22 protein-coding genes are annotated in these 25,690 nt (G+C 60.4%); 13 read left to right on the plus strand and 9 right to left on the minus strand.

Annotated features, from left to right (window positions below; translation table 11 throughout):
* Positions 1-64: 64 nt before the first annotated feature.
* From MHZ97_RS14575 to MHZ97_RS14600, 6 genes are all read left to right on the plus strand, one after another.
* Positions 65-1,090, plus strand: a complete 1,026-nt coding sequence (locus MHZ97_RS14575) for a LacI family DNA-binding transcriptional regulator (RefSeq protein WP_103797121.1) — start codon at positions 65-67, stop codon at positions 1,088-1,090.
* Between the two features lie 138 nt (positions 1,091-1,228).
* On the plus strand, positions 1,229-1,978 hold the full coding sequence (locus tag MHZ97_RS14580; protein WP_239315201.1) for a sugar phosphate isomerase/epimerase: 750 nt from the start codon (positions 1,229-1,231) through the stop codon (positions 1,976-1,978).
* A gap of 9 nt (positions 1,979-1,987) precedes the next feature.
* Positions 1,988-2,941: a sugar kinase gene (locus MHZ97_RS14585; RefSeq protein ID WP_239315202.1), complete on the plus strand. Its 954-nt coding sequence runs from the start codon at positions 1,988-1,990 to the stop codon at positions 2,939-2,941.
* Positions 2,942-2,976: 35 nt separating this feature from the next.
* Positions 2,977-4,257: an MFS transporter gene (locus MHZ97_RS14590; protein WP_239315203.1), complete on the plus strand. Its 1,281-nt coding sequence runs from the start codon at positions 2,977-2,979 to the stop codon at positions 4,255-4,257.
* A 72-nt stretch (positions 4,258-4,329) separates the two neighbouring features.
* Positions 4,330-5,301 carry a glyoxylate/hydroxypyruvate reductase GhrB gene (gene ghrB, locus MHZ97_RS14595; RefSeq protein WP_103797117.1) on the plus strand — a complete coding sequence of 324 codons (972 nt, stop codon included), beginning with the start codon at positions 4,330-4,332 and terminating at the stop codon, positions 5,299-5,301.
* Positions 5,302-5,378: 77 nt separating this feature from the next.
* Complete coding sequence (locus MHZ97_RS14600) at positions 5,379-6,632, plus strand: valine--pyruvate transaminase (RefSeq protein WP_239315204.1); 1,254 nt, start codon at positions 5,379-5,381, stop codon at positions 6,630-6,632.
* Between the two features lie 36 nt (positions 6,633-6,668).
* On the opposite strand, the gene MHZ97_RS14605 is transcribed toward MHZ97_RS14600, so the two are convergent.
* Complete coding sequence (locus MHZ97_RS14605; RefSeq protein ID WP_239315205.1) at positions 6,669-8,123, minus strand: PLP-dependent aminotransferase family protein; 1,455 nt, start codon at positions 8,121-8,123, stop codon at positions 6,669-6,671.
* 237 nt (positions 8,124-8,360) lie between these two features.
* Between MHZ97_RS14605 and MHZ97_RS14610 the strand changes: the two genes are divergently transcribed.
* Genes MHZ97_RS14610 through MHZ97_RS14635 form a run of 6 tightly spaced genes read left to right on the plus strand, consistent with a single transcriptional unit; the run spans position 8,361 to position 14,089 of the window.
* A complete protein-coding gene (locus MHZ97_RS14610) occupies positions 8,361-9,827 on the plus strand; it encodes a hypothetical protein (RefSeq protein WP_239315206.1) in 1,467 nt (488 codons plus the stop codon).
* Positions 9,828-9,845: 18 nt separating this feature from the next.
* On the plus strand, positions 9,846-11,123 hold the full coding sequence (locus tag MHZ97_RS14615) for an acetyl-CoA carboxylase biotin carboxylase subunit family protein (protein WP_239315207.1): 1,278 nt from the start codon (positions 9,846-9,848) through the stop codon (positions 11,121-11,123).
* The gene (locus MHZ97_RS14620) at positions 11,120-11,818 is read left to right on the plus strand and encodes a class II glutamine amidotransferase (protein ID WP_103797114.1); all 699 of its coding nucleotides are present in this window, start codon (positions 11,120-11,122) and stop codon (positions 11,816-11,818) included. Before MHZ97_RS14615 ends, MHZ97_RS14620 begins: the two co-directional genes overlap by 4 nt.
* A 5-nt stretch (positions 11,819-11,823) precedes the next feature.
* The gene (locus MHZ97_RS14625; RefSeq protein WP_239315208.1) at positions 11,824-12,624 is read left to right on the plus strand and encodes a hypothetical protein; all 801 of its coding nucleotides are present in this window, start codon (positions 11,824-11,826) and stop codon (positions 12,622-12,624) included.
* Positions 12,625-12,660: 36 nt separating this feature from the next.
* A complete protein-coding gene (locus MHZ97_RS14630; protein WP_239315209.1) occupies positions 12,661-13,161 on the plus strand; it encodes a YbaK/EbsC family protein in 501 nt (166 codons plus the stop codon).
* Positions 13,162-13,177: 16 nt separating this feature from the next.
* Positions 13,178-14,089, plus strand: coding sequence for an EamA family transporter (locus tag MHZ97_RS14635; protein ID WP_103797112.1), 912 nt, complete (start codon positions 13,178-13,180; stop codon positions 14,087-14,089).
* 82 nt (positions 14,090-14,171) lie between these two features.
* On the opposite strand, the gene ibpA is transcribed toward MHZ97_RS14635, so the two are convergent.
* A complete protein-coding gene (ibpA, locus tag MHZ97_RS14640; protein ID WP_033755460.1) occupies positions 14,172-14,588 on the minus strand; it encodes a small heat shock chaperone IbpA in 417 nt (138 codons plus the stop codon).
* Positions 14,589-14,874: 286 nt separating this feature from the next.
* Between ibpA and MHZ97_RS14645 the strand changes: the two genes are divergently transcribed.
* Positions 14,875-15,240, plus strand: coding sequence for a YceK/YidQ family lipoprotein (locus MHZ97_RS14645; protein ID WP_224481582.1), 366 nt, complete (start codon positions 14,875-14,877; stop codon positions 15,238-15,240).
* On the opposite strand, the gene MHZ97_RS14650 is transcribed toward MHZ97_RS14645, so the two are convergent.
* From MHZ97_RS14650 to dnaA, 7 genes are all read right to left on the minus strand, one after another.
* Positions 15,224-16,477: a DUF3748 domain-containing protein gene (locus tag MHZ97_RS14650; protein WP_239315210.1), complete on the minus strand. Its 1,254-nt coding sequence runs from the start codon at positions 16,475-16,477 to the stop codon at positions 15,224-15,226. The genes MHZ97_RS14645 and MHZ97_RS14650 overlap by 17 nt on opposite strands.
* 47 nt (positions 16,478-16,524) lie before the next feature.
* Positions 16,525-17,841, minus strand: coding sequence for an MFS transporter (locus MHZ97_RS14655; protein ID WP_239315211.1), 1,317 nt, complete (start codon positions 17,839-17,841; stop codon positions 16,525-16,527).
* A gap of 284 nt (positions 17,842-18,125) precedes the next feature.
* On the minus strand, positions 18,126-18,935 hold the full coding sequence (yidA, locus tag MHZ97_RS14660) for a sugar-phosphatase (protein WP_239315212.1): 810 nt from the start codon (positions 18,933-18,935) through the stop codon (positions 18,126-18,128).
* A gap of 260 nt (positions 18,936-19,195) precedes the next feature.
* Positions 19,196-21,604 carry a DNA topoisomerase (ATP-hydrolyzing) subunit B gene (gene gyrB / locus MHZ97_RS14665; RefSeq protein ID WP_103797107.1) on the minus strand — a complete coding sequence of 803 codons (2,409 nt, stop codon included), beginning with the start codon at positions 21,602-21,604 and terminating at the stop codon, positions 19,196-19,198.
* A 17-nt stretch (positions 21,605-21,621) separates the two neighbouring features.
* Positions 21,622-22,707, minus strand: a complete 1,086-nt coding sequence (recF, locus tag MHZ97_RS14670) for a DNA replication/repair protein RecF (RefSeq protein ID WP_103797106.1) — start codon at positions 22,705-22,707, stop codon at positions 21,622-21,624.
* Between the two features lie 216 nt (positions 22,708-22,923).
* A complete protein-coding gene (gene dnaN / locus MHZ97_RS14675) occupies positions 22,924-24,024 on the minus strand; it encodes a DNA polymerase III subunit beta (protein ID WP_103797105.1) in 1,101 nt (366 codons plus the stop codon).
* 4 nt (positions 24,025-24,028) lie between these two features.
* Positions 24,029-25,435, minus strand: coding sequence for a chromosomal replication initiator protein DnaA (gene dnaA / locus MHZ97_RS14680; RefSeq protein WP_103797104.1), 1,407 nt, complete (start codon positions 25,433-25,435; stop codon positions 24,029-24,031).
* Positions 25,436-25,690 lie beyond the last annotated feature (255 nt).

A 25,690-nucleotide genomic window follows, 5' to 3' on the forward strand; every position in this document is an offset into this window, starting at 1 on the left:
TGCTTTTTGCGACGGCCAGGGGCTGTGCTAGTCTCTGCCTGTTTCTCTTTCTACAGGTACCGACATGAAGAACAGACCGCCTCGCGCCACCATTAGCGATGTCGCTCGCAGCGCGCGAACCGGTAAAACCAGCGTGTCTCGCTATCTCAACGGCGAGCAGCATCTTCTTTCCGCTGATTTAAAAGCCCGCATCGAACAGGCGATTGCCGAACTCGACTATCGCCCCAGCCAGATGGCGCGCGGGCTGAAGCGCGGCCGCACGCGGCTGATCGGGCTGATTATCGCGGATATCACCAATCCCTACTCCGTCGACGTGATGTGCGGCATCGAAGCCGCCTGCCGCGAGCGCGGCTTTACGCTGCTGATGTGCAACACCAACAATGAAGTCGATCTGGAGCAGCACTATCTGCAGCTGCTGAGCAGCTATCAGGTGGAAGGCGTGGTAGTGAACGCCGTCGGCATGCGCGAAGAGGCGCTGAGCCGCCTGCAGCAGTCGCTGCTGCCGATGGTGCTTATTGACCGCAAAATTCCCGATTTCGCCTGCGATGTGGTCGGCCTGAACAACGCCGAGGCCGCGGAGATCGCCACGCAGCATCTGCTTGATAATGGCTATGAGGCGCTGCTGTTTTTAAGCGAGCCGCTGGGCAGCGTCAACACGCGCCGCGAACGCCTGCAGGCGTTCCGTCAGCGCCTCGCCGCCTGGCCGCACATTGCGCACGAAAACGCAGAGGTGCCGCTGCATCAGCCCGCGGCGCTGGATGCGCTGCTGCTTGACTACGCGCAACGCCAGCGCGGAAAACGCGCGGCGGTGATGGTGGCGAACGGCGCCATGACGCTACAGGTTGCGCGCGCGATGCAGCGCGTCGGCCTGCGCTGGGGCGAAAATATCGGTCTGCTCGGCTTCGACGAGCTGGAGTGGGCGGCGCTGGCGGGCGTCGGTATTACCACGCTGCGCCAGCCCACCTGGCAGATCGGCTATGCGGCGCTGGAGCGGCTGATCGCCCGCATCGAAGGCAGCGCCGGCCCCGCCGCCGAACAGGTATTTTCCGGCGAACTGGTGGTGCGCGGCTCCAGCCAGCCTCTCGCCTGACCCCTCCTCTTTTCTCCCTCTCTCGTGCTCGCTTCGTGAGCACGATCATAGTTTCAGCCTCTGCTCCTTTGCTTTGGAACCGGTTCCAATTAACGTTTTCCCTGTAACTTTTGCTTAACGCGCCTTTCAGGAGTGACGATGAACGCTGAAATTATTGTGGTGACCGCCGCCTACGGACAGCAACAGGTCGCCGCGCTGGGTGGTCAGCAGGCGCTGCTGCCGCTGATCCAGCAGGCCGGCGCCGACGGCGTCGAAATCCGTCGCGAACTCTTTGACGCCGCGACGCTTGCCAACCTGCCCGCGCTGGCCCAGGCCATTCAGCACCATCAGCTGCACGCCAGCTACTCGGTACCCGACACGCTGTTTTGTGACGACGGCGCGTTAAATCCCCAGCTGGAGAACTACCTTAAAGAAGCTCAGCAGCTCAACGCGCAGCGCCTCAAGCTGGCGCTGGGCGGATTCAGCGGCGAGCTGCACGCGGCGGATTTGCGCGCCATCGGCGAACGCTACCAGCCAGAGCTGACGGTAGAAAACGATCAGACCCTCAGCGGCAAGCTGGCACCTTCGCTGCGCTTTTTCCAGGCGGTGGAGCAGGCGAACCTGCCGGTGACGATGACCTTCGATATGGGCAACTGGCTCTGGACGCAGGAGAATGCGCAGGCGGCGGCGACGCAGCTCGGGCGTTTCGTGCGTTATATTCACGTCAAGGCGGCGGAGCCGCACGGCGACAGCTATCGCGCGGTGGCGCTGGATGAGGCGAACGCGGACTGGCGCGGCCTGCTGCGCCAGCTGCCGAACGACGCCCCGCGCGGCATCGAATTCCCGCTGGAAGGCGAAGATCTGCTGGCAGTGACGCGCCACTACGTGTCGCTGCTGCGCACTCTGTAAGGAGAGAAGATGACTACTCTGCATAACGGCGCGCTGGACGTCGTCACCATCGGCGAAGCGATGGCGATGTTCGTCGCGCGTGAAACCGGCGATCTCGCCGCCGCTGAAACCTTTATCAAGCGCGCGGCGGGCGCGGAGCTTAACGTCGCCATCGGCCTGGCGCGTCTCGGTCTGAAGGTCGGCTGGGTAAGCCGCGTCGGCGACGACAGCTTCGGCCGCTTTATTTGCCAGGTGCTGGAGAGCGAAGGCGTTGATCACCGTCAGGTGACGAAAGACGCGCGCTACCCCACCGGCTTTCAGCTGAAATCCAAAGTGGATGACGGCTCCGATCCGCTGGTGGAATATTTCCGTAAAGGTTCCGCCGCCAGCCATCTCTCCGTTGACGATTTCAACAGCGACTACTTCGGCGCCGCGCGCCATCTGCATCTGAGCGGCGTCGCCGCGGCGCTCTCCGCCAGCTCGCTGGCGCTGCTGAAGCACAGCGCGAAAGAGATGCGCGCGCGCGGCAAAACCATCTCTTTCGATCCTAACCTGCGGCCGGTGCTGTGGCGCAGCGAAGAGGAGATGCGTCAGCAGCTCAACCACCTGGCGGAATATGCCGACTGGGTGCTGCCGGGCGAAAAAGAGGGCTATATCCTGACCGGCTATCGTCAGCCGGAAGCGATCGCCGATTTCTACCTCGATAAAGGGGTAAAAGCGGTGGTGATTAAAACCGGCTGCGACGGTGCCTGGTATAAAACCGCGCAGGGCGAGCAGGGCCAGGTTGAGGCGATCCGCGTCGAGAACGTGGTGGACACCGTTGGCGCGGGCGACGGTTTCGCCGTCGGCGTGATCAGCGCGCTGCTGGAAGGTAAAACGCTGCCGCAGGCGATTAAGCGCGGCAACAGAATCGGTTCGCTGGCGATTCAGGTGATCGGCGACAGCGAAGGGCTGCCAACGCGCAGCGAGTTAGGCGATTTCTAGCCTGCATCCGAACCGTAATATCAGAGGAGAACCGCATGAAAACGCAGACAATCGCGCCGAAACGCTGGTGGTATATCATGCCCATCGTGTTTATCACCTACAGTCTGGCGTATCTGGATCGAGCAAACTTTAGCTTCGCCTCTGCCGCCGGCATCAACGACGACCTTGGCATCACCAAGGGCATGTCCTCGCTGCTGGGCGCGCTCTTCTTTCTCGGCTACTTCTTTTTCCAGATCCCCGGCGCGGTTTACGCCGAACGCCGCAGCGTGAAAAAACTGATTTTCTGGTGCCTGGTGCTGTGGGGCGTCTGCGCGTCGCTGACCGGCGTGGTGAGCAATATCCCGATGCTGGCGGCGATCCGCTTCGCCCTTGGAGTAGTGGAAGCGGCGGTGATGCCCGCGATGCTGATCTATATCAGCAACTGGTTCACCAAATCGGAGCGCTCGCGTGCCAATACCTTTCTGATCCTCGGTAACCCGGTTACGGTGCTCTGGATGTCGGTGGTTTCCGGCTATCTGATCGACGCGTTCGGCTGGCGCGAGATGTTTATCTTCGAAGGGATCCCGGCGGTGATCTGGGCTGTCGCCTGGTGGTTTATGGTGCAGGATAAGCCTGAGCAGTCGCGCTGGATGAGCACGGAAGAAAAAGCCGCGCTGGCCGCCCAGCTGAAAAAAGAGCAGGAGAATATCAAAGCGGTGCGCAACTACAGCGAAGCGTTCCGCAACCGCAACGTTATCCTGCTCTGCATGCAGTATTTCGCCTGGAGCATCGGCGTCTACGGCTTTGTGCTGTGGCTGCCGTCGATTCTGCGCAACGGCACGGAGATGGGCATGGTGGAAGCGGGCTGGCTGTCGGCGGTGCCTTATCTGGCGGCGACCATCGCGATGATCGTTGTCTCCTGGGCGTCGGATAAAATGCAGAACCGCAAGCTTTTCGTCTGGCCGCTGCTGCTGATTGGCGCGCTGGCGTTCCTCGGCTCTTATCTGGTCGGCTCCGACAACTTCTGGCTCTCTTACGCGCTGCTGGTGATCGCGGGCGGCGCTATGTATGCGCCCTACGGCCCCTTCTTCGCCATCATTCCAGAGATGCTGCCGCGCAACGTTTCCGGCGGCGCGATGGCGCTGATCAACAGCATGGGCGCGCTCGGTTCGTTCGTCGGTTCCTGGATTGTCGGCTATCTTAATGGAGCGACGGGCAGTCCGGCGGCCTCCTATATCTTCATGGGCGCAGCGCTGCTGGTATCGGTGTGGCTGACGTTGATCGTCAAGCCCGCGGAAAACAAAACGCCGCCGCTGCACGGCGCGAAACACGCCTGAAAGCGTAAGCGCTGACCCTCTTCTCCGGGCGACCTGCGTGTCGCCCGTCACACGTTTTACAGGGAGCGAACGATGAAACCATCCGTGATTCTGTATAAAAGCCTGCCGGACGATCTGCGTGCCCGGCTCGACGCCCACTTCAGCGTAACCGAAATCAAAGATCTGTCGCCGGAAAGCCAGCAGCAGCACGCTGACGCGCTGGCGCAGGCTGAGGGATTGATCGGCTCCGGCGGCAAGGTCGACGGCGAGCTGCTGGCAAAAATGCCGAAGCTGCGCGCCTGTTCGACCGTATCGGTAGGCTACGACAATTTCGACGTCGAGGCGCTCAACCAGCGTCATGTGCTGCTGATGCATACCCCGACGGTGCTGACCGAAACGGTGGCCGACACCATGATGGCGCTGGTGCTAAGCAGCGCGCGCCGCGTCACCGAACTGGACGCGTGGGTGAAAGCGGGCCAGTGGAACAAAAGCATCGGGCCGGATAAATTCGGCATCGACGTACACCACAAGACCCTCGGCATTCTCGGCATGGGCCGCATCGGCATGGCGCTGGCGCAGCGCGCGCACTTCGGCTTTGGCATGAAGATTCTCTATAACGCGCGTCGCGAACATGAAGAGGCGCAGTCGCGCTTTAGCGCGCAGCGCTGCGATCTGGAAACGCTGCTGAAAGAGAGCGACTTTGTCTGCATCAGCCTGCCGCTGACCGAGCAGACGCACCATATGATCAGCGCGGAACAGCTGAAGCTGATGAAGCCGAGCGCCATCCTGATCAACGCCGGACGCGGCCCGGTGGTAGACGAAGAGGCGCTGATCGCCGCGCTGAAAGAGGGCACCATCCACGCGGCGGGCCTTGACGTGTTCGAGCAGGAGCCGCTGACCGCGTCGCCGCTCTTCTCGCTGCCTAATGTGGTAACGCTGCCGCATATCGGTTCCGCCACCCACGAAACGCGCTACGGCATGGCGCAGGACGCGGTGGAAAACCTGATCGCCGCGCTGACCGGTAAGGTGGAAAAGAACTGCGTTAACCCAGACATACTTAAGTAATCTGCCCTTTCCATTGCGCCCGCCGCTGGCGGGCGTTATCGTTGATCCCCCATTCGTCACACATTTTTAACTTCTATATGTCTTTTTCTCAGTTCGGCGACAAGTTTACCCAGCCCACCGGCATCTCACGTCTGATGGAAGATATGGGCGCAGGCCTGCGTACCCCCGGCACTATTATGCTCGGCGGCGGCAACCCGGCGCAGATCCCGGCGATGAATGATTATTTTCAGCAGCTGCTGCAGCAGATGCATCACGAGGGCAAGCTGAGCGAAGCGCTCTGCAACTATGACGGCCCGCGCGGCAAAGCGACGCTGCTGAACGCGCTGGCGACGCTGCTCAGCAGCGAACTGGGCTGGCCGGTTACGGCGAAAAATATCGCCCTGACCAACGGCAGCCAGAGCGCATTTTTCTATCTGTTTAACCTGTTCGCCGGCCGCCGCGCCGACGGCAGCAAAAAGCGCGTGCTCTTTCCGCTGGCGCCGGAATACCTGGGCTATGCCGATGCCGGACTGGACGAAGGGCTGTTCGTTTCCGCCAAACCCAATATTGAGCTGCTGCCGGAAGGCCAGTTTAAATATCACGTTGATTTCGAACATCTGCCGATGCATGACGATATCGGCCTGATCTGCGTGTCGCGTCCTACCAACCCGACCGGCAACGTCGTGACCGACGACGAACTGATGCAGCTCGACGCGCTGGCGCAGCTGCACGATGTGCCGCTGCTGATCGACAACGCCTACGGCGTGCCTTTTCCCGGCATTATTTTCAGCGACGCGCGTCCGCTGTGGAATCCCAATATTATTCTCTGCATGAGCCTGTCGAAGCTCGGTCTGCCCGGCGCGCGCTGCGGCATTATCGTCGCCGACGAAAAGACTATCAGCGCCCTCAGTAATATGAACGGCATTATCAGCCTGGCGCCCGGCAGTATCGGCCCGGCGATCGCCGCGGAGATGATCCAGCGCGGCGACCTGCTGCGGCTGTCGGAGGAGGTGATCAAGCCGTTCTATCAGGCCAAAGTGACCGAAACCATCGCTATTCTTCGCCGCCATCTGTCAGAAGATCGCTGCCTGATCCACAAGCCGGAAGGCGCGATTTTTCTCTGGCTATGGTTCCGCGATCTGCCGATCAGCACCGAAGCGCTTTACCAGCGCCTTAAGGCGCGCGGCGTTCTGATGGTGCCGGGCCACTTTTTCTTCCCCGGCCTGGAGCAGGCGTGGCCGCACACGCATCAGTGCATGCGCATGAACTATGTGCCGGACGCTGAGAATATTGAGCGCGCGGTGACGATTCTGGCGGAAGAGGTTGAAAAGGCGTTTGCAGAGCAGCTTTGATTCGCAGTTTTAAACGTGCGCCGGCGTGTCCGGCGCTTACCCCTCTTTCACCTCCACCAGCGACTCCCGACACCACTGCGCCAGCTGGCGGATCGCCTGCTCCACCTCTTCATTCCAGCCGAAGCCGGCGTTGAGCCGAAAACAGTGGTCGTAGCGATCGTCGGTGGCGAAAATATGGCCCGGTGCAATACCGATACCGGCGTTGCGCGCCTTGAGGAACAGCGCACGCACGTTGAGCGCCCGGTGCGGCATCTCCACCCACAGCACATAGCCTCCTTCCGGCTCTGAAACGCGCGTGCCCGGCGGGAATTCGCGCAGCAGCGACTGACGCATCTGCTGAATCTGGCCGGCCAGTTCGCGCCGCAGCTTGCGCAAATGGGCGTCATAGCCGCCGCTGCGCAGCAGCTCGGCGATCGCCGCCTGCGACAGCGTTGAGGTGCCCATGGTCGAGGTATATTTCAGCGACGCGATCTTGCGCATGTAGTTGACGCTGTGTACCCAGCCGATGCGAATGCCGGGCGCAATGGTTTTGGAAAAGCCGCTGCAGAGAATGGCGTTGGGGCTAAAGGCGCGCATCGGAAAAGGCCGCCGCTCACCAAATGCGGTATCGCCAAAAATATCATCTTCGACGATCACCACGTCGTTCTCATCGGCCTGACGGGCGATATAGGCCTTCTGCTCGTTGGGAATCGATTTGCCGAGCGGATTGTTGACGTTGCTGATGGTAAGAAAGGCCTGTACCGCACGGCGGCGAAACAAGGCGGTAAGTTTTTCGACGTCGACGTAGCCTTCCGGCCCGGCGTCAACTTCGATCACGCGCAGGTTGAGATTATGCAGCATCTGCAGCAGCACGAAGTAGCAGGGCGACTCTACCGCCACTACGTCGCCAGGCCTGAGCGTGGCGCGCAGCGACAGCGACACCGCCTCGATACAGCCGTTGGTGATAAGAATATCGTCGGCGCTGATATTGCAGCCGTACTCCACCGCGCGACGCGCGATTTCATGCTTAAGCGGCAAATAGCCGGTGCCCTTAACGGTGTTGCCCAACAGCGCCGGTTTGCTGTATCCCATCTGGCGCATCAGCAGCCCGATTTTTTTAACCGGATAGAGCGAGCTGTCGCCGTTCGCCAGGTCGAGACGAACGCGGCACTCCGAGCCGAGGATCGCCAGGTGCATCTCTGTCTGTTCATCCAGCGGCGCAACAAGCCGCGGCTGTGCCAGCTGCGTCGGCGCCGTCTCCTGGTGCCCCTGCCGCGCCGCGACGAAAAAGCCCGATTTCGGCTTCGCCACCGCAAAGCGCTCATCCTCCAGCGTGCGCAGCGTTTTTAGCGCGGTCGTCAGGCTGACGCTGTACTGCGTCGCCAGCGTGCGCACCGAAGGCAACCGGCTGTCGGGCAGCAGCGATCCGCTGCGGATAGCCTGCTTGATCTGCTCAGCTATCTGGCGGTAACGACTGCTTTGACTCTCCTGCTGGTCCGTTTCAACGGGCATCTGTTCCACCCCATATCGTACTGATCTGTGCGTATTCAAGAGAGTACATTCAAAGTACTTTAGGCTGCATCTCTTAATTATTTATGACGCGCAACCGTCTCGTTTGCCGCGTCCGGCTCCCTGACGTCCGCCTTCGCCCAGGCATTCATTGCTACACCGCTTAATGGCCTGTTTTTCATGGAATCAGCAGGTTCCATGCAGATAAACGAATTTATCAGCCAAAGGAAAACGCGAAAAATGAATAATCTGTCCACCATGATGAGAGAAATTGAAGGCTACCTGACGCCGGCAATCATCGATTCCGCTAAACGGTGCTCTCATCGCCTGCTTGCCGCCCTGCCGGACAGCGAGCATCTGTCGCGCAACTGCGTTCTGCTCGCCTACGGCGGCGGGAAAGACAGCAGCTATATGGTGGCCTACGTGCGTTACATCCAGGGCCTGATCTGGCAGCAGCGCGGCGATACCTTTCGCCTGCGCATCAGCACCAACCGCCACGCCGCCATGAGCGACAGCGTGATGGAGAATATCGACCGCGTTTACCGCGCGCTGGCTATTCACCATGACGCCTTCGTAGAAAGTCTGATCGTCGACGGCCAGCAGATCCGCCCTTTCGAACGTCATCTTCCCCTGCCCGCCTCGGTGCGCCAGCAAAACCGCAGCGACGTGCTGATGAACGGCCACCGCTTCCGCGCCGACGCGCGCTCCACCTTCTGCAACGCCTGTAACCTCAGCATGGTTAACTCGTTTGGCCTGGCGGCACACTATAACGGCGGCGTGGACATGATTATCACCGGCGATTCGCCGCAGGAGCAGACCGCCTATGTCGCCTGGGCGCGGCACCTTTCGCGCCTGTTCGACGCGCCGACGGCGGAGAAAGATCAGGGCTTTCGCGGCTTTTTGCAGACGCTCGACGGCGTGGCCCTGCGCTACTCGGCCGCTATTCACGGCGAGGAGGCGGTGACGCCCGCGCGCCGCATCATGCATCAGCTAGCGCGCGATCCGCTGTTCTTTAATATCTACCAGGACACCGCCTATGAAGCCGGCGCGCACTGGGCGCTGCTCAACGACTTTATGCGCTTCCGCTTTGACCCGCTTATGTTCAGCTTTTCTGAATCGGACTGCGGCAACCCGACGCTGATGGCGCATATTCGCGGCCTGCGCGCGGAAACGCTCTTGCAGCGCAGCTACGCCGAAGGCATTCGCGAATATGTCCGCTTCGCGCTGGGACTCATGGAGCAGAAAGATTTTCCGCCTCAGCTGATCGCCGAAATGGCGGCGCGCTATCGCGACGACGCGGCGATTGAACAGCAGCGCCAGCGCGCGGCGCGCTTCGCCGAAGAGACGTTTGGCCTCGACGACACCCAGCTGGTTTGCATGATCTATTCGCCCTTTATTGCGCAGGGCAGCCAGCTGCGCAGCTGGCTGACGCAGCAGCAGATCGGGCTGGGCGAGGCGGCGATTCGCCAGCTGCTTGCCGGCGAACGCGACGACGCGGCGCTGGCGCAGCAGCTTGGCCAGCTTTCCGGACTGGATCTTGCTCAGCTGCGCCACTGCTGGCGCAGCAGTCAGGTGAGCTCGCTGCTGGAGGGCAAAAGCGCCGATCCGCTGTCGCGCGTGCTGCGCTTCGATCCGCATAAGGCGGTGATTCAGGTAAACCACGGCGTCCTGCAGGATACCGTGACCGAAGTGATCTCCGGGCGCTGATCCCGGTAAGGCGAAGCGATGAGAAAAATTTTCCTGCAAATAGGCGCCACGCGCGACGGCCAGAACCCCTACTGCGAGGTGGCGAAGCGCGACGGCTATTTTACCGTGCTGGCGGAGATGAGTGATTTCGTCGACTACCAGTCGCTTAGCCTGACGCTGCCGTTTGATCTGATCGTCCGCCTCGATCGGCCGGAAAATCCCTGGGAAGTGCTGCAGGCCTGCCTGCATGCCGGGCTGCTGGAGCATCCGCGCGTGGTGCTGGCCGGCTTTGAAGCCTACAACGCCAGCGCCGGCCGGGTGCGGGAAATACTGGCTGGCCCCGATGCGCCGCGCACCTTTATCCCGCTGGATAAATATGCCCAGCGGATGGCGCTGAAAAAAGCCTGGCCGCGCTTTCCGCAGCCGGAGTTCCGGTTTTTCGCCTCGCCTCTCAGCATTCTTGATGCCCACCAGGCGCTGATCTATCCCTGCGTTATCAAGCCGGTAGACAGTGGCGGCGGGCTCGGGATCTGGCTGGTGGAGGCGCCCGAACGCCTGGCGGGCGTGGTGCGGATGCTGGAAGAGACCATGAACTACGGCGGGCGCAGCTTTAGCGGGTTTATCGTCGAAAGCTGGCTGGACGGCGACGAGTATTCACTGCAGGGCGTGGTACACGACGGGCATCCCTATGCCCTTACCTGCTGCCAGAAAGTGATCGAACAACATCGCGACGCTCAGGGCGGCATCAGTTTTTACGAATCCGGCCACGTCGCCGTTGCCGCCAGCACGCTGCCGCCCGCCTTTGCCAGCCTGATGGCGTTCTGCTGCGAAACCTTCAGCTACCGGCTCGGCGCCTTTCATATCGACTTCATCATGGTGGATGGCGTGCCGCATTTTCTTGAGATGGGCTTTCGCCTCTCCGGTATGGGCGTTGCCAGCCTGGTCGAAGAGACAACCGGCATCGACTGGGTGGCGGTCGCGTTCCGGCTTGAAGCGGGCGGCGAGATGCCCGCGCTGCGCTTCACCGCGCCGCCGCGGGCCGTTGGCCAGCTGCGCCTGCGTCAGCCGGCCCAGCTCCGCCGGGCGGAAAGCTGGATCGCCGAACATCATCAGGGCGCGCTGCTGCCGCCGCTGACCTTTCCCGGCTTACAGGTGTCGCGGCGCTCGTCGCTCTATGCCGATTTAACGCGCCATGCGGGCATTCTCGGCACGTTGCGCCTGTCGGCCACCGGCCGGGACGACATTCTGGCCGTTTTTAACAGCGTGGTGCGCGCGGCATCTCGCTTTTCAGAAGGAAATTTATTGTGTGCAGAATGATTCTGGCGCAGGGCGAATTCGACGCGGCGCAGGTGCTGGAGGCGGCGCGCGCCATGAGCTGCGGCGAAACCGCCTGTCATGACGGGCCGATCAAAGAACACCCGAACGGCTGGGGATGTTTATGGCTGGAGGCGGGCGAGATCCGCACGCTGCGCGGCAGCGGCCCCTTTGCCGACGCGCTGCCCGACATTGATGTCGACAGCATCAAAGGCCGCTTTCTGGCGGTGCATGTGCGCCACGCCACGCTGAGTAAAAACCAGGGCCTGGAGTTTGCCCACCCGCTGCTGCGCGACAGCGCGGGCACGCGCTGGTACATGATGCATAACGGCTTTATGCCGACGGTCTACGCCCGGCTCGGCATGGCGGCCTCCCGCTTTGACTCGGCGGAATATCTGGAATATCTGGTGGATCGCATCACCCCGGCCGACTTCACGCGCGACTACCTGCGCGACAAGCTGGCGCAGGTCGAGCCAGGCGGCAGCGCCGGCAACGCGATTTTCGTGACGCGCGACCGGGCATGGGCCTGGCAGTGGCACCCGCAGGATACGCCTTATCCGCACTACTTCACGCTGCACGTTTTGCAGCAGGCGCGCTGTACCTACATTTCGTCTGAACCTGTTCCAACCCTGGGCGACGCCGCCGGCTGGCGACGCATGGCTAACCATGAACTACGCGAGATTCCTTTGGGGGAGTAAATATCATGGCTATTTTCAATCAGATACGCGTGATCAATCCCAGCATGTATGTAGAACGCACCTGGCTGGACGATATTGTCACGGCGCGCGTGCCGCTGCTGGTGCTGCGCAACTTCCTGACCGATGAAGATCGTCAGGAGGTGGTGACAGATTTGCAGCGCTGCCGCGAGCAGATCCGCGTGTCGCACTATCCCAACGGCGCGCTCACTACGCTCGGCCCCTATCTGGCGAAACATACCGCCGCCCCGGAGAACTACTTTACTGAATGGCGCGATATCGCGCCGTCGCTGCCGCCGTCGCTCGCCGCGCTGCGCCTGCAGATCTATGAGTGGGTGCGCCACGCGCTAAAGCTGGAGAGCCTGCAAACCGCCCATGAGCCAGCCCTGGGGGACTACGCCGGTTCCATCGTGCGCTTCCACGCCGACGGCGTCGCCAATCCGCTGCACAACGACAATATCGTCCGCGACGCCGCAGGAACGGGCCTGGCGGTGACGCAGATCCTGCACCAGCTGAGCTGCGTGGTCTGCCTGCAGGAGTGCAACGCGGGCGGCGGGCTGCGCATTTTCAACAAAAAATGGTCGCCGGATGACGAGCGCTTTAAAACGCCGGGCGAACTCGGCTACCAGAGCGGCGTGGTGATGCAGAGCGAAACCTGCGAGTTCGTGCCGCGCAGCGGCGATATCTACCTGTTTAATCCCGCCTTTTACCACGAGATCGATCGGGTAGAAGGCGATACCCGCATCACTATGGGCTTCTTTTTTGGCCTGACCGATAAAAAAATGAAACACGCCATCGCGTGGAGCTGACGCCCAGCGCGCAGCCTTGCAAGACGAGGAGAAGAGATGACGACATTTGCAAACATTACCGACCTGCTGGATCGGCACGAAGCGGACTATCGCGTGGTAGAACATGAGGCTATCGGCCAGACCGACACCATTAGCGCGCTGCGCGGCAATGCGCTTAACCAGGCGGCGAAGGCGATGGTGCTGGAGGTCGCGATGCCAGACGGTGCCGAACCGCGCTTTCTGCTGGCGATTGTGCCGGGCGACTGCAAAATCAATTTTAAAAGCGCCGCACGCGCCATCGGCGGCAAAAAATCGAGCTTCGCCGCGCCCGAGATGGCGCAGTCGCTGACCGACTGCGTAATGGGCGCGGTGCCGCCATTTAGTTTTGATGACCGGCTGGCGCTGCGCGTCGATACGCGCCTGCGCGACGTCGGCACGCTGTGGTTCAACGCCGGTGTGCTGGAGAAGTCGATCGCCCTTGATGCAGAGGACTATCGCCGTATCGTGGGCGAAGCCTGTTATGCCGATATCGCCACTCCCGTGGCGGTTAGCGCCTGACGGCTGAGGAAAGGTTATGTCAGTTAAAGATATGTTGCTGGCGCTGTGCGTCGTGGTGGCGTGGGGCGTTAATTTCGTGGTGATCAAGCTCGGCCTGCAGGGGATGCCGCCCTTTTTGCTGGCGGGCCTGCGCTTTTCCCTGGTGGCGTTTCCGGCGATCTTTTTTGTCTCTCGCCCTGTCATTCCGCTGCGCTGGCTGGTGGTCTACGGCATGACCATCAGCTTTGGTCAGTTCGCTTTTCTGTTTCTCGCCATCAAGCTCGGCATGCCCGCCGGGCTCGCCTCGCTGGTGCTGCAGGCGCAGGCGTTTTTCACGCTGCTGCTGGGCGCGCTGCTGCTGGCGGAAAAGCTGCGCTGGAATCATATTGCCGGCGTGCTGATCGCGACGCTGGGGATGTTTATGCTGGCGACAGCGGGCATGGAGGGGCAGTCGGCCGCGGGCATTACGCTGACGACCATGATGCTGACGCTGGCGGCGGCGCTGTCGTGGGGACTGGGCAATATCACCAACAAGATTATCCTGCGCAATCGCAAGGTGCCGGTGATGTCGCTGGTGGTGTGGAGCGCGCTGGTGCCGGTGCTGCCTTTCTTCGCCTGCTCCTGGCTGTTCGAGGGAGAAGAGGCGATAGTATTCAGCCTGACGCACATCTCGCTGCAAACGGTACTGGCGCTGATCTATCTCGCCTTTATCGCCACCATCGTTGGCTACGCCATCTGGGGCAACCTGCTTAGCCGCTATGAGACCTGGCGCATCGCCCCGCTGTCGCTGCTGGTGCCGGTGATCGGCATTCTCAGCGCCGCGCTGGTGCTGGGGGAGCACCTCTCGGCGCAGCAGATGCTAGGGGCAGCGGTGATTATCCTCGGCCTGCTGGTGAATGTCTTCGGCGGTCTGGTGAGCCAGCGCCTGGCGATGCGCACCCATCCTTAACGGCGCGGCGTTGCGCACGATGGCTGCACCGCAGCCATAAAAAAACGCCGCGAAAGCGGCGTTTTTTTCTCGTTGATTCTGATTAGTTCAGAATTTCAATCCGGCGCGGTTTCGCCTCTTCAGGGACGATGCGTTCCAGATCGATGCTCAACAGGCCATTTTCCAGGCGTGCATCGCGGACCACGATATGGTCGGCCAGCTGGAATTTGCGCTCAAAGTTGCGTTCGGCGATACCCTGATAGAGATATTTACGTTCGGTCTGCTCTTCAGGATGTGCGCCACGCACAATCAGAACGTTATCGTGAGCGGTAATATCCAGTTCGTTCTGGGCAAAGCCTGCTACCGCGATGGTAATGCGATAGTGGTTTTCGCTGACCAGTTCGACGTTGTACGGAGGATAGCCGCCGTTGCTCTGGTTCTGGTTGGACTCCAGCAGGTTAAACAGGCGATCGAAACCGATAGCAGAGCGATAAAGTGGAGCAAGATCAAAATTACGCATGGAATGACTCCTGATATTCAGCAAGTTTTGGCAACCTTCCACCATGGACAGGTTGAGCGGCGCCCCGATGTCCCTGTCGGCGACAGCGAGCGCGTCCGTAGCTTAAAAATGGGTATGCCCAGACTGGTTTCAAGAGGCGAAACGCAATTTTTTTCGCCAATCCGCTGAAGTGGCATACACTCAGGGGACCTTTCGTCTGACATAGCGCACCTTGCCGTAGAGTGAGGACGTTAGCGGACAAGCTAACTCAGCCGGGGCGAACGCCACAGTTGAAGGGATGATGAAGATGAAAAGATTGAAGGCATTTCCTCTGGCAGGCGCGCTGGCCTGCTGCACCTTTACGCTTACAGGATGCTCCAGCGTCATGTCGCATACCGGCCCGAATCAGGGCTACTATCCGGGCACGCGCGCCAGCGCCGATATTCTGGTCGACGATCAGAGCAGCTGGGCGCTGAAGCCGCTGGCGCTAATCGATCTGCCCTTTTCCGCCGTGCTGGATACGCTGCTGCTGCCGTGGGACTACGCGCGCAGCGACGACGATAAATCGATCGATTCCCCGCGTGAGCGCATTCTTCAAAGCGAAAAACTCAACCACACGCAGGAAAATCTGGCGCAGGCCGCACCCTATCCTGCGGCTACGCCGACACAGTAAAGAGCTGGCGCCAGCCGTCGACCTCACGCATAAAGGCGATCAGCTGCCCGTCCGGCGACCAGACCACCGCGTCGCCGCTCGGCGGCTCTTCGCTGCGGTCGGTCAGCGGCTGACAGGCTCCGCTGCTGATATCGCAGCGCATCACCTGGTTGTCGCTAATAAACGCGACGGCCACGCCCTGCGGATGCCAGCTAAAGGCCGACTGCACCGAATGCGCCAGCCGCGTCACCTGGCGCGGCTCGCCGCCGTTGGGCGACACCGTCCAGAACTGGACCACATCCTGCTCGTCCGCCATTAAAAAGGCGATGGCGCTGCCGTCAGGCGCGCTGCGCAGCCATTGGCGCGGCTGCTGGGCCAGTCCGCGCGGCGTATTGGTCAGGCGACGCTGGTGCACGCCGGCGGGCGGCGCGGGCAGGCTGCTCTCCGTGCCCTCCAGCGGTTCGTCGCCCGGCATGGCGTACGCCTCCAGCGCCTCCGGCAGATCGACAATAAACACTTCCGGCTGTTTATCGCCCGCGGCGGAGAGCGTGTCGCCGATAAAGGCGATGGCCCAGCGCTGCCAGCTGCCGTCCGGCTTTTGATAGCCGCGCGTGCCGATCCAGCCCTCTTCACAGGCGCGGTTAATCTCGTCGCTGCCTGGACGCGGCGTGGCGGTAGTGCGGCTGATCAGCACGCAGAAGTGGCTGCCGCCATATTCGCGAGAATGCTGTTTAATCGGATCCACCGCGCGCAGCGGCAGCGCGATGCCGACGTTGCGCAAATCCTCTTTCAGGTCCTTCTCATGCATCACGTGATCGTTGTAGGTGAAGCTGACGCGCGTACCGTCCGGGCTGAAGAGATGCACATGCGAGCCGCCGCGCAGCGCGCCGGGCGTAAAGGGTGGCGTGATATCGCAGGCGTCGAGGTTTTGCGCGCGGCCGTTTTGCACGATTACGCCGCGCCGGTGATGGAAATCGTAATGCCAGCGCTCGTCGGGCTGTTCCGGGCCGTGAATGCACAGATAGCGCGGCGGCAGATCCGGGCTGACGGTTACCACGCCCACGTGGGCGCCGTCGGTTGCGCGATAGAGCACCTCGACCGCGCCCGTCTGCACGTTGACGCGCTCAATGGTCTCGCTGGTAAAGGAGGCGCCCGACGGACGCACGTCAAAAGCGAGCCACTGGCTGTCGGCGGTCCAGACGTTGCTGTTGGTAAGCTGATGATGTCGCGGGCTAAAGGTGATCTGTTTTTCGCGCATAGGGCAACCTGACTAAAAATGTTGCCCCACACGCTACGCCAAAAGCGTTAAAGATGCAGCTCTGATTTCGGCTGCGGCGCGTCGACGCCCTCAATTGCCCGTTTACGCCCGACGAACAGCCCCAGCACCCCGCCGAGGATAAGCGCGCCCGCCACAATCAGCAGGCCGTCGTTATAGCTGCTGGTGGCGTCTTTAATACGTCCCATTACCGGCGGAAAAGCCAGCCCGGCGATATTCGCCACCGCATTGATCAGCGCCACCGACGCCGCGCCCGCCACGCCGGAGACCGTTTCGGTAGTCACCGCCCAGAATACCGGCGTAATGGCCCAGTTCAGCCCGACCATCAGCACCAGCAGCAGATACGCCATCCACTGCTGCGGCACCGCCAGCGCCGCCAGCAGCAGCAGACCCGCCGCCATCAGCGGCAAGCCGAGATGGCGCGCCCGTTCGCCGGTGCGATCGGAATGGCGTCCGTTAAGGTACATAAAAATGCAGGCGAACAGAAAAGGCACCGCCGACAGCAGGCTGACCGTCAGGTTGCTGCGCTCCGCCGCGACCGCTTTGACAATCATCGGCAGAAACAGCGTTACGCCGATGGTGCCGAAAGCCTGCAGCAGCCACAGCAGGCTCAGCGTCCAGACGCGTCTGCTTTTCAGCGCGATGCGCCAGTTATGATCGCGTATCGCTGAATGCTGCTCGTCGCGCGCCAGCGTCTGCTGCAGGTAGCTGCGCTGCTCCGCCGTCAGCCAGCGCGCGTTAGCTGGCGCATCGTCGAGGTAGAACCAGGTGACGATGCCGAGCGCGAACGCCGGAATACCTTCCAGCAGAAACAGCCAGCGCCAGCCTTCGACGCCCAGCATGCCGTGCAGATTAAGCAGGCTGCCCGACAGCGGCAGGCCGATCACCGACGCCAGCGCCGCGCCGATATAAAACAGCGACATGGCGCGCGCGCGGTCGCTGCGCGGATACCAGCAGCTCAGATAAAAGATGATGCCGGGCGTAAAACCCGCCTCCGCCGCGCCGAGCAGAAAGCGCATTACGTAGAGCTGCGTCGGCGTCTGCACCAGGCTCATGCCCGCGGCGATGATGCCCCAGCTCACCATAATGCGCGCGATCCAGCGGCGCGCGCCGACGCGCGTCAACAGCACGTTGCTCGGCACTTCAAAGATGATATAGGTGACATAGAAGATACCGGCGGCGATGCCGTACATTTCAGCGGTCATGGCTAAATCGGCATTCATCTGCAGCGCGGCGACCGAGATATTGGCGCGGTCGATATAGGCGATCAGGTAGAGCAGCATGATAAACAGCATGATGCGCAGGTTCATTTTCTTAATGGTGCTGAGGTGAAGAGGGTTGTTCATCGCAAGATCCTCAGTTCAGGTAGGGTAGCAGCAGGTAACCGTTTGTTTTTTTTAATAGTCATGCCGCAGCCTGTAACGGCTGCGTTCGATCATCAGCGCTGCGACGCTGTGCGATCGACCTTCATTAGCGGTTTGATCTCAGCTGAGAAGAGTGACGCTGATTGTAGTATTCAAAATTAAATTTGTACTACAATACAGATCACAAAACAGACAATGCGGGCCAGCAGGCCCGCGCGGAAAGCGAAAAATGCGAGGCTGGACGGCGGAATGCCGTCCGGGAAGGGTTAGAGCACCAGCTCTTCGATAGCGTGCGCGACGCCGTCTTCCATATTGGTTTTGGTAACGAACTGCGCAATCTGCTTAACGGAGTCGATGGCGTTGCCCATTGCGACGCCTATGCCGGCGTACTCGATCATCGCCAGGTCATTTTCCTGGTCGCCGATCGCCATTACCTCGTCGCGCGCCAGGCCCAGCTTCTCTGCCAGCATTTTAACGCCCTGACCTTTGTTTACGCGGCGATCGAGGATCTCCAGGTAATACGGCGCGCTCTTGAGAAGGGTGTAGTTCTGCTGCGCCTGAGCCGGCAGGCGCTGAATAGCACTATCCAGCAGAGCGGGTTTATCGATCATCATCAGCTTGGGAAAACGCGTGGCGCGGTCCATCTCTTCCACTGCGCGGTAGCGCACCGGAATGCCGGTCAGGCTCGCCTCATGGATGGTGTATTCGCTGAGATCTTTGTTCGGCGTATAGAGCGAGGATTTGTCGAACGCCTGGAAATGGACGCCCAGATCGCGTGCCAGCTGTTCAATATAGAGATAGTCGTCAAAACCCAGCGTGATTTCCGCCACACACTCGCCATCTTTGGCCTGCTGCACCAGCGCGCCGTTGTAGCTGATGCAGTACTGGCCGTCATCCACCAGGCCGAGCTCCATCAGGTAGCGCTGGATCCCCACGTATGGACGCCCGGTCGCCAGCACCACGGCAACGCCTTTTTTATGCGCGCGATCGATAGCTGACTTAACGCCAGCGGTGATCTCGTGCTGCGGGTTAAGCAGCGTGCCGTCCATATCAATTGCAACCAGTTTAATCGCCATAGCTTCCTCGTTGAGTCAGGGTTTGGCTTAAATGCTAGCGCGATTCAGCTCACTCTGACCAGTTTGGCGGCCATTCAGGCATAAAAAAACCCTTCCGGTTGGGAAGGGTTTGCAAGCTGGAGACGGCGTGGGTGACAGAAACCGATCGCAAAGTCGCTGTTCGTCGTCCCTGACCGCTCGGCCCACGACATCCTGTCGCGGGACGCTTTGCTCTTCGGTTCCTGTCACCCACACTTTAGCTTTAGTCGCCGTCTGTTGGCTTAAATATCGATATTGGCCGCTTTCAGGGCGTTCTCTTCGATAAAGGCGCGGCGCGGCTCGACCGCATCGCCCATCAGCGTGGTAAAGAGCTGATCGGCGGCGATAGCGTCCTTGATGGTGACGCGCAGCATGCGACGGCTGTCTGGATCCATTGTGGTTTCCCACAGCTGCTCGGCGTTCATCTCGCCCAGACCTTTATAGCGCTGTACCGACAGGCCGCGACGCGACTCTTTCACCAGCCATTCGATAGCCTGCTCAAAGCTGGCGACCGGCTGACGGCGTTCGCCGCGCTCGATGTAGGCGTCTTCCTCAATCAGGCCGCGCAGCTTCTCGCCCAGCGAGTTGATTTTACGGTACTCCGGTCCCTGAATGAACTCGGCGTCCAGCGTATAATCGGTGTCGACGCCGTGCGTGCGCACGCGCAGCACCGGTTCGAAAAGGTTCTGCTCGCGGTTTTCACGGACCTGGGCGACATAGCTGCTGCCGTGGGTTTCGCGCTCGGCCAGGAAGGCCACCAGCGCCTCCAGCCAGGCCTGAACCTCCGCCTGATTGCTCAGATCGCTCAGCGTTGGGTGATAAACCAGCGCGCGCAGCAGCGCGACCGGATAGCGGCGCTCCATACGTTTGATCATCTTCTGGGTGCTGTTGAACTCCGCAACCAGATTTTCCAGCGGCTCACCGCCCAGCGCCGGCGCGCTGGCGTTGGTGTGCAGGGTCGCGCCGTCCAGGGCGATAGCGATTTGATACTGATCCATCGCCTCATCGTCTTTGATGTACTGCTCCTGCTTGCCTTTCTTCACCTTGTAGAGCGGCGGCTGCGCAATATAGACGTGGCCACGCTCGATAATTTCCGGCATCTGACGATAGAAGAAGGTCAACAGCAGCGTACGGATGTGCGAGCCGTCGACGTCCGCATCGGTCATGATGATGATGCTGTGATAGCGCAGCTTATCAGGGTTGTATTCGTCGCGGCCGATGCCGCAGCCGAGCGCGGTGATCAGCGTCGCCACTTCCTGCGAAGAGAGCATCTTGTCGAAGCGCGCTTTCTCTACGTTAAGGATTTTACCCTTCAGCGGCAGGATCGCCTGATTCTTACGGTTGCGGCCCTGCTTCGCCGAGCCACCCGCGGAGTCACCCTCCACAAGGTAGATTTCAGAGAGCGCCGGATCGCGCTCCTGGCAGTCCGCCAGCTTGCCCGGCAGGCCCGCCAGGTCGAGCGCACCCTTACGGCGCGTCATTTCGCGTGCGCGACGCGCTGCTTCACGGGCGCGGGCGGCGTCGATAATCTTGCCGACCACGATTTTCGCGTCGCTCGGGTTTTCCAGCAGGTATTCGCTCAGCAGTTCGTTCATCTGCTGTTCCACCGCCGATTTCACTTCAGAAGAAACCAGCTTGTCTTTGGTCTGTGAAGAGAACTTCGGATCCGGCACTTTAACCGACACCACGGCGACCAGGCCTTCACGGGCGTCGTCGCCGGTGGCGCTGACTTTCGCTTTTTTGCTGTAGCCCTCTTTGTCCATATAGGCATTCAGGGTACGCGTCATCGCCGCACGGAAGCCCGCCAGGTGCGTGCCGCCGTCGCGCTGCGGAATGTTGTTGGTGAAGCAGTAGATGTTCTCCTGGAACCCGTCATTCCACTGCAGCGCCACTTCCACGCCAATGCCATCTTTTTCGGTGGAGAAATAGAACACATTCGGATGGATAGGGGTTTTGTTTTTATTCAGGTATTCGACAAACGCCTTAATGCCGCCTTCGTAGTGGAAGTGATCGGCTTTGCCGTCACGCTTGTCTTCCAGACGAATTGATACGCCGGAGTTCAGGAACGAGAGTTCGCGCAGGCGCTTCGCCAGAATGTCGTATTCAAACTCGACAACGTTGGTGAAGGTTTCGTGGCTCGGCCAGAAACGCACGCGGGTGCCGGTCAGATCGGTTTCGCCGGTGACGTTCAGCGGTGCCTCAGGCACGCCGTGCACGTAAGTCTGCTGGTGCACTTTGCCTTCGCGACGAATGGTCAGCTCCAGCTTCTGCGACAGGGCGTTCACAACCGAGACGCCCACGCCGTGCAGACCGCCCGATACTTTATAGGAGTTATCGTCGAACTTGCCGCCTGCGTGCAGCACGGTCATGATCACTTCCGCAGCGGAAACGCCCTCTTCTTCGTGAATGCCGGTGGGAATACCACGGCCATCATCCTGAACGGAAACGGAATTGTCGGCATGAATGGTCACGACGATATCACTACAGTGACCGGCGAGCGCTTCGTCGATTGCGTTATCCACGACCTCGAATACCATATGGTGCAGACCGGTGCCGTCATCCGTATCGCCGATATACATACCCGGACGTTTGCGTACCGCATCCAGCCCTTTCAGAACTTTGATACTTGAGGAGTCATAAGAATTCGACATCAACGTTTCTCGCTCATTTAATCTTCAGGTTGAACCGCTATTTTACCCTGTTCCACGCGGAACATCTTGCCCTTTTCGTCACTCATATCGATGACATGATCGGTGGCGATAGCGCTGACAAACACCTGAGCCTGCGTGGCTTTCAGTCGTTGCGCCAGCAGGCGCCGACGGCTGTCATCCAGCTCGGAGGCGAAGTCATCAATCAGGTAAAGACAGCGGCGTCCGCTCTGGCGCGTCAGGAACTCGCCCTGCGCCAGACGCAATGCACACATCAATAGTTTTAACTGGCCGCGCGACAGCAGATCTTCAACCGGCGTGCCGTCGGCGCGTATGCGGAAATCCGCTTTATGCGGGCCGCTGGCGGTATAGGTCAGCGCACGATCGCGCTCGAAATTGCGCTCCAGCAGCTCGGCGTAGGCGCTCTCTTTGTCCCAGCCGCGCTGGAAAGAGAAGTTCAGCGCGAACTCTGGCAAAAACTGCCCGCAGGTGGCGACGATCTCCGCTGAAATGGCTTCGCTGTATTCCGCGCGCCACTGGCTGATCTGCTCCGCCAGCGGCACCAGCTCCTGATCCCAGGCGCGGATTTGGCTGTAGCGCGTGACCTGACGCAGCGCGGCGTTGCGCTGCTTTAGCAGGCGCCGCAAATTGCTCCAGGCGTTGAAGAAACCGGGTGTGTTGTGAAAACAGCCCCAGTCGACATAGGCTCTACGGTATTTGGGGCCGCCGTTGAGCAAAGTAAACCCCTCGGGCGTAATTAACTGCATCGGCAGCAGCTGCGCCAGCTCCGCGACTTTATGGCCGTCGCTGCCGTCGATGCGCACCTTGCTGTCACCCGCGCGGTTTTTGGTCAGGCCAACCGAAATTTCCCGCTCGCTGCCCTCAATGCGACCGTGCAGCACAAAGGCGGCTTCGTCGTGGCGGATCACGCGTCCCGCCTGCAGGCTGCGAAACGCGCGACCGTGGCCAAGCGTGTAGATCGCCTCCAGCACGCTGGTTTTGCCGCTGCCGTTTGCGCCGACCAGGAAGTTAAATCCCGGCGCCAGCGCCAGATCGGCCTGCTCGATATTACGAAAGTCTTTGATAAGGAGGCGGGTTAAAGCCATGAATCAGTCCAGCGTGAAGGGCACAAAGAGGTATCGCCTTTAAGCAGCCTGTGGCCAACGGCGAAGCCCGATAACGGCCTCACCATCATCAGGCCGTCGGCGTTGCAGCCACTCAGGTTGCGGCCAGCGCGCAGGCCCTGGGCGCATACTGAAGTATGTGACCAGGGACGAGCACTGCCCGCGACCAGAATGGCAAGTAAGCCAGGCCGATATATTCTATAACCGCATGGGCATTACGACGTAGGCGGCGGCCGGACTCGCGAGATCTTCGATCTGCACGCTCGACACCGAATCGGTCAGCAGCAGACGCACGTTCTCGCACTTCAGCGCGTTCAGTACGTCCAACACGTAGCTGACGTTAAAGCCGATCTCCAGCTCGCTGCCGCCGTAGGTCACGTCCAGCATCTCTTCCGCCTCTTCCTGTTCAGGGTTATTAGCGGTGATCTTCAGCTGATTTTCGGTGATATAGAGGCGAACACCGCGGAATTTCTCATTCGACAGAATGGCCGCGCGCGCAAAAGCCTGCTTGAGAATATCGCAGCCCGCTTCCAGCACCTTGTCCGGGTTTTTCGGCAGTACGCGACGATAGTCGGGGAAGCGACCATCCACCAGCTTCGAGGTAAAGATAAAGTCGCCGACGTGGGCGCGGATATTGCTGCTGCCAATCTGCACCTGAAGCGGCGTCTCACCGCCATCCAGCAGGCGCACCAGCTCAATCACCCCTTTACGCGGCACGATCACCGAATGGTTCGGCAGCGCCTGACCAATCGGCATCGAGCAGACCGCCAGACGGTGGCCGTCGGTAGCGACGGTGCGCAGCTCTTCGCCTTCGGTCTCAAACAGCATGCCGTTGAGGTAGTAGCGCACATCCTGATGCGCCATAGAGAACTGCGTCGCCTCGATCAGGCGCTTCAGCGTCGCCTGCGGCAGCGTAAACTCCACTTCGCTCTGCCAGTCGTCCAGATTAGGAAAGTCGCTGGCCGGCAGGGTGGAGAGCGAAAAGCGGCTGCGCCCGGAGCGCACCAGCATACGTTCGCCTTCCAGCGTAACGTTAATCTCTGCGCCCTCGGGCAGTCCGCGACAGATGTCGAGGAATTTACGCGCCGGGACGGTGGTTGCGCCCGGCTCGTGCGGCTGGGTCAGCGCCACGCGCGCCACCATCTCCATTTCCAGATCGGTGCCGGTCAGCAACAGCGTACCGTCGTTGACCTGCATCAGCAGATTTCCCAGGATCGGCAGCGTCGGGCGACCGCCTAACGGGCCGCTGACTTGCTGCAGCGGCTTTAGCAACTGTTCACGTTCAACAATAAATTTCATAGCGTCAGGAGGATAAAGTTCGAATGAGATTAGAGAAATCTTCTTTTATGTCGTGGCTCTCTTCGCGCAGCTGCTCGATTTTGCGGCAGGCGTGAAGCACCGTGGTGTGGTCGCGGCCGCCAAATGCGTCGCCGATTTCCGGCAGACTGTGGTTGGTCAGCTCTTTCGCCATCGCCATCGCCATCTGGCGCGGACGCGCGACCGAGCGCGAACGGCGCTTGGACAGCAGATCCGCGACCTTAATTTTGTAATACTCCGCCACCGTCTTCTGGATATTGTCGATGGTCACCAGCTTTTCCTGCAGCGCCAGCAGATCGCGCAGCGCTTCGCGCACAAAATCGATGGTAATGGCGCGGCCGGTAAAGTTAGCGTTGGCGATTACGCGATTCAGCGCCCCCTCCAGCTCGCGGACATTGGAGCGCAGGCGTTTGGCGATAAAAAAGGCAACTTCGCCCGGCAGACGAATATCGTTTTCATCCGCTTTTTTCATCAGAATCGCCACGCGCGTCTCCAGCTCTGGCGGCTCGATGGCGACCGTCAGTCCCCAGCCGAAGCGCGACTTCAGGCGATCTTCCACCCCGTTGATCTCTTTAGGGTAGCGGTCAGAGGTCAAAATGATCTGCTGATTGCCTTCCAGCAGCGCGTTGAAGGTGTGGAAAAACTCCTCCTGCGAGCGCTCTTTATTGGCGAAGAACTGAATGTCATCGATAAGCAGCGCATCAACGGAGCGGTAGTAGCGCTTGAACTCTTCAATGGCGTTGTTTTGCAGCGCCTTCACCATATCCTGCACGAAGCGCTCGGAGTGCATATAGACCACTTTGGCATTCGGCTTGCGCGCGATAATGCCGTTGCCAACCGCGTGCAGCAGGTGGGTTTTGCCCAGGCCGGTGCCGCCATAAAGGAAGAGCGGGTTGTAAGCGCCGCCAGGATTGTCCGCCACCTGACGCGCCGCCGCGCGCGCCAGCTGGTTGGATTTACCTTCAACGAAGTTATCGAAGTTATGACGGTTATTTACGTTAGAGCGGTAGGTCACATCGGCCGGTGCCGGGACGTTATCCCAGCTTGGGCGCAGAATCTGCGCAGGCGCAGGACGGCTCTCGACCGGTGCGGGCGCGCTAACGCTCGCCATCGCCGGCTGGCTCATCGCCGCAGGCTGCTGCTGTACGGCGCGCGTCCCGACTTCGAAACGCAGCAAAGGCACGTCCACGCCGCAGAATTCGTTCAGCAGCCCGTTGATGTTATTGATGTATTTATCTCGTACCCAGTCGAGCACAAACCGATTTGGTGCATACAAGGCCAGCGTATTGTCGTTTAACTCCGCCTGCAGCGGTCGAATCCACATGCTGAATTCGGTGGCAGGAAGCTCATCCTGCAAACGGGCAAGACACTGTTGCCAGAGCGTAAGTGACACGGCGGACTCCACTTGTACAAAATCGATAAGAAATAGTAGGCGCTAATAAAGAAACGTTCATTTTTGACACAGACGGTAGAAAGCGCCTGCGACCGCTATCAGCGGTTTCCGTCCCTGGGATCGCGACCGGATCGTCAGCGGAAGGGCGGATCATAGCGCAAAGCGAGGCAGAGATCTTCACTTTCTACACAGTTTTGATCCTTTTTATCCACAGGCCGTGGACAGGTAAAACAGTTTACGCCTGCTGGCGAAAAA

This window comes from Pantoea sp. ACRSC, from assembly GCF_022346785.1.
Lineage (GTDB): Bacteria > Pseudomonadota > Gammaproteobacteria > Enterobacterales > Enterobacteriaceae > Pantoea > Pantoea alvi.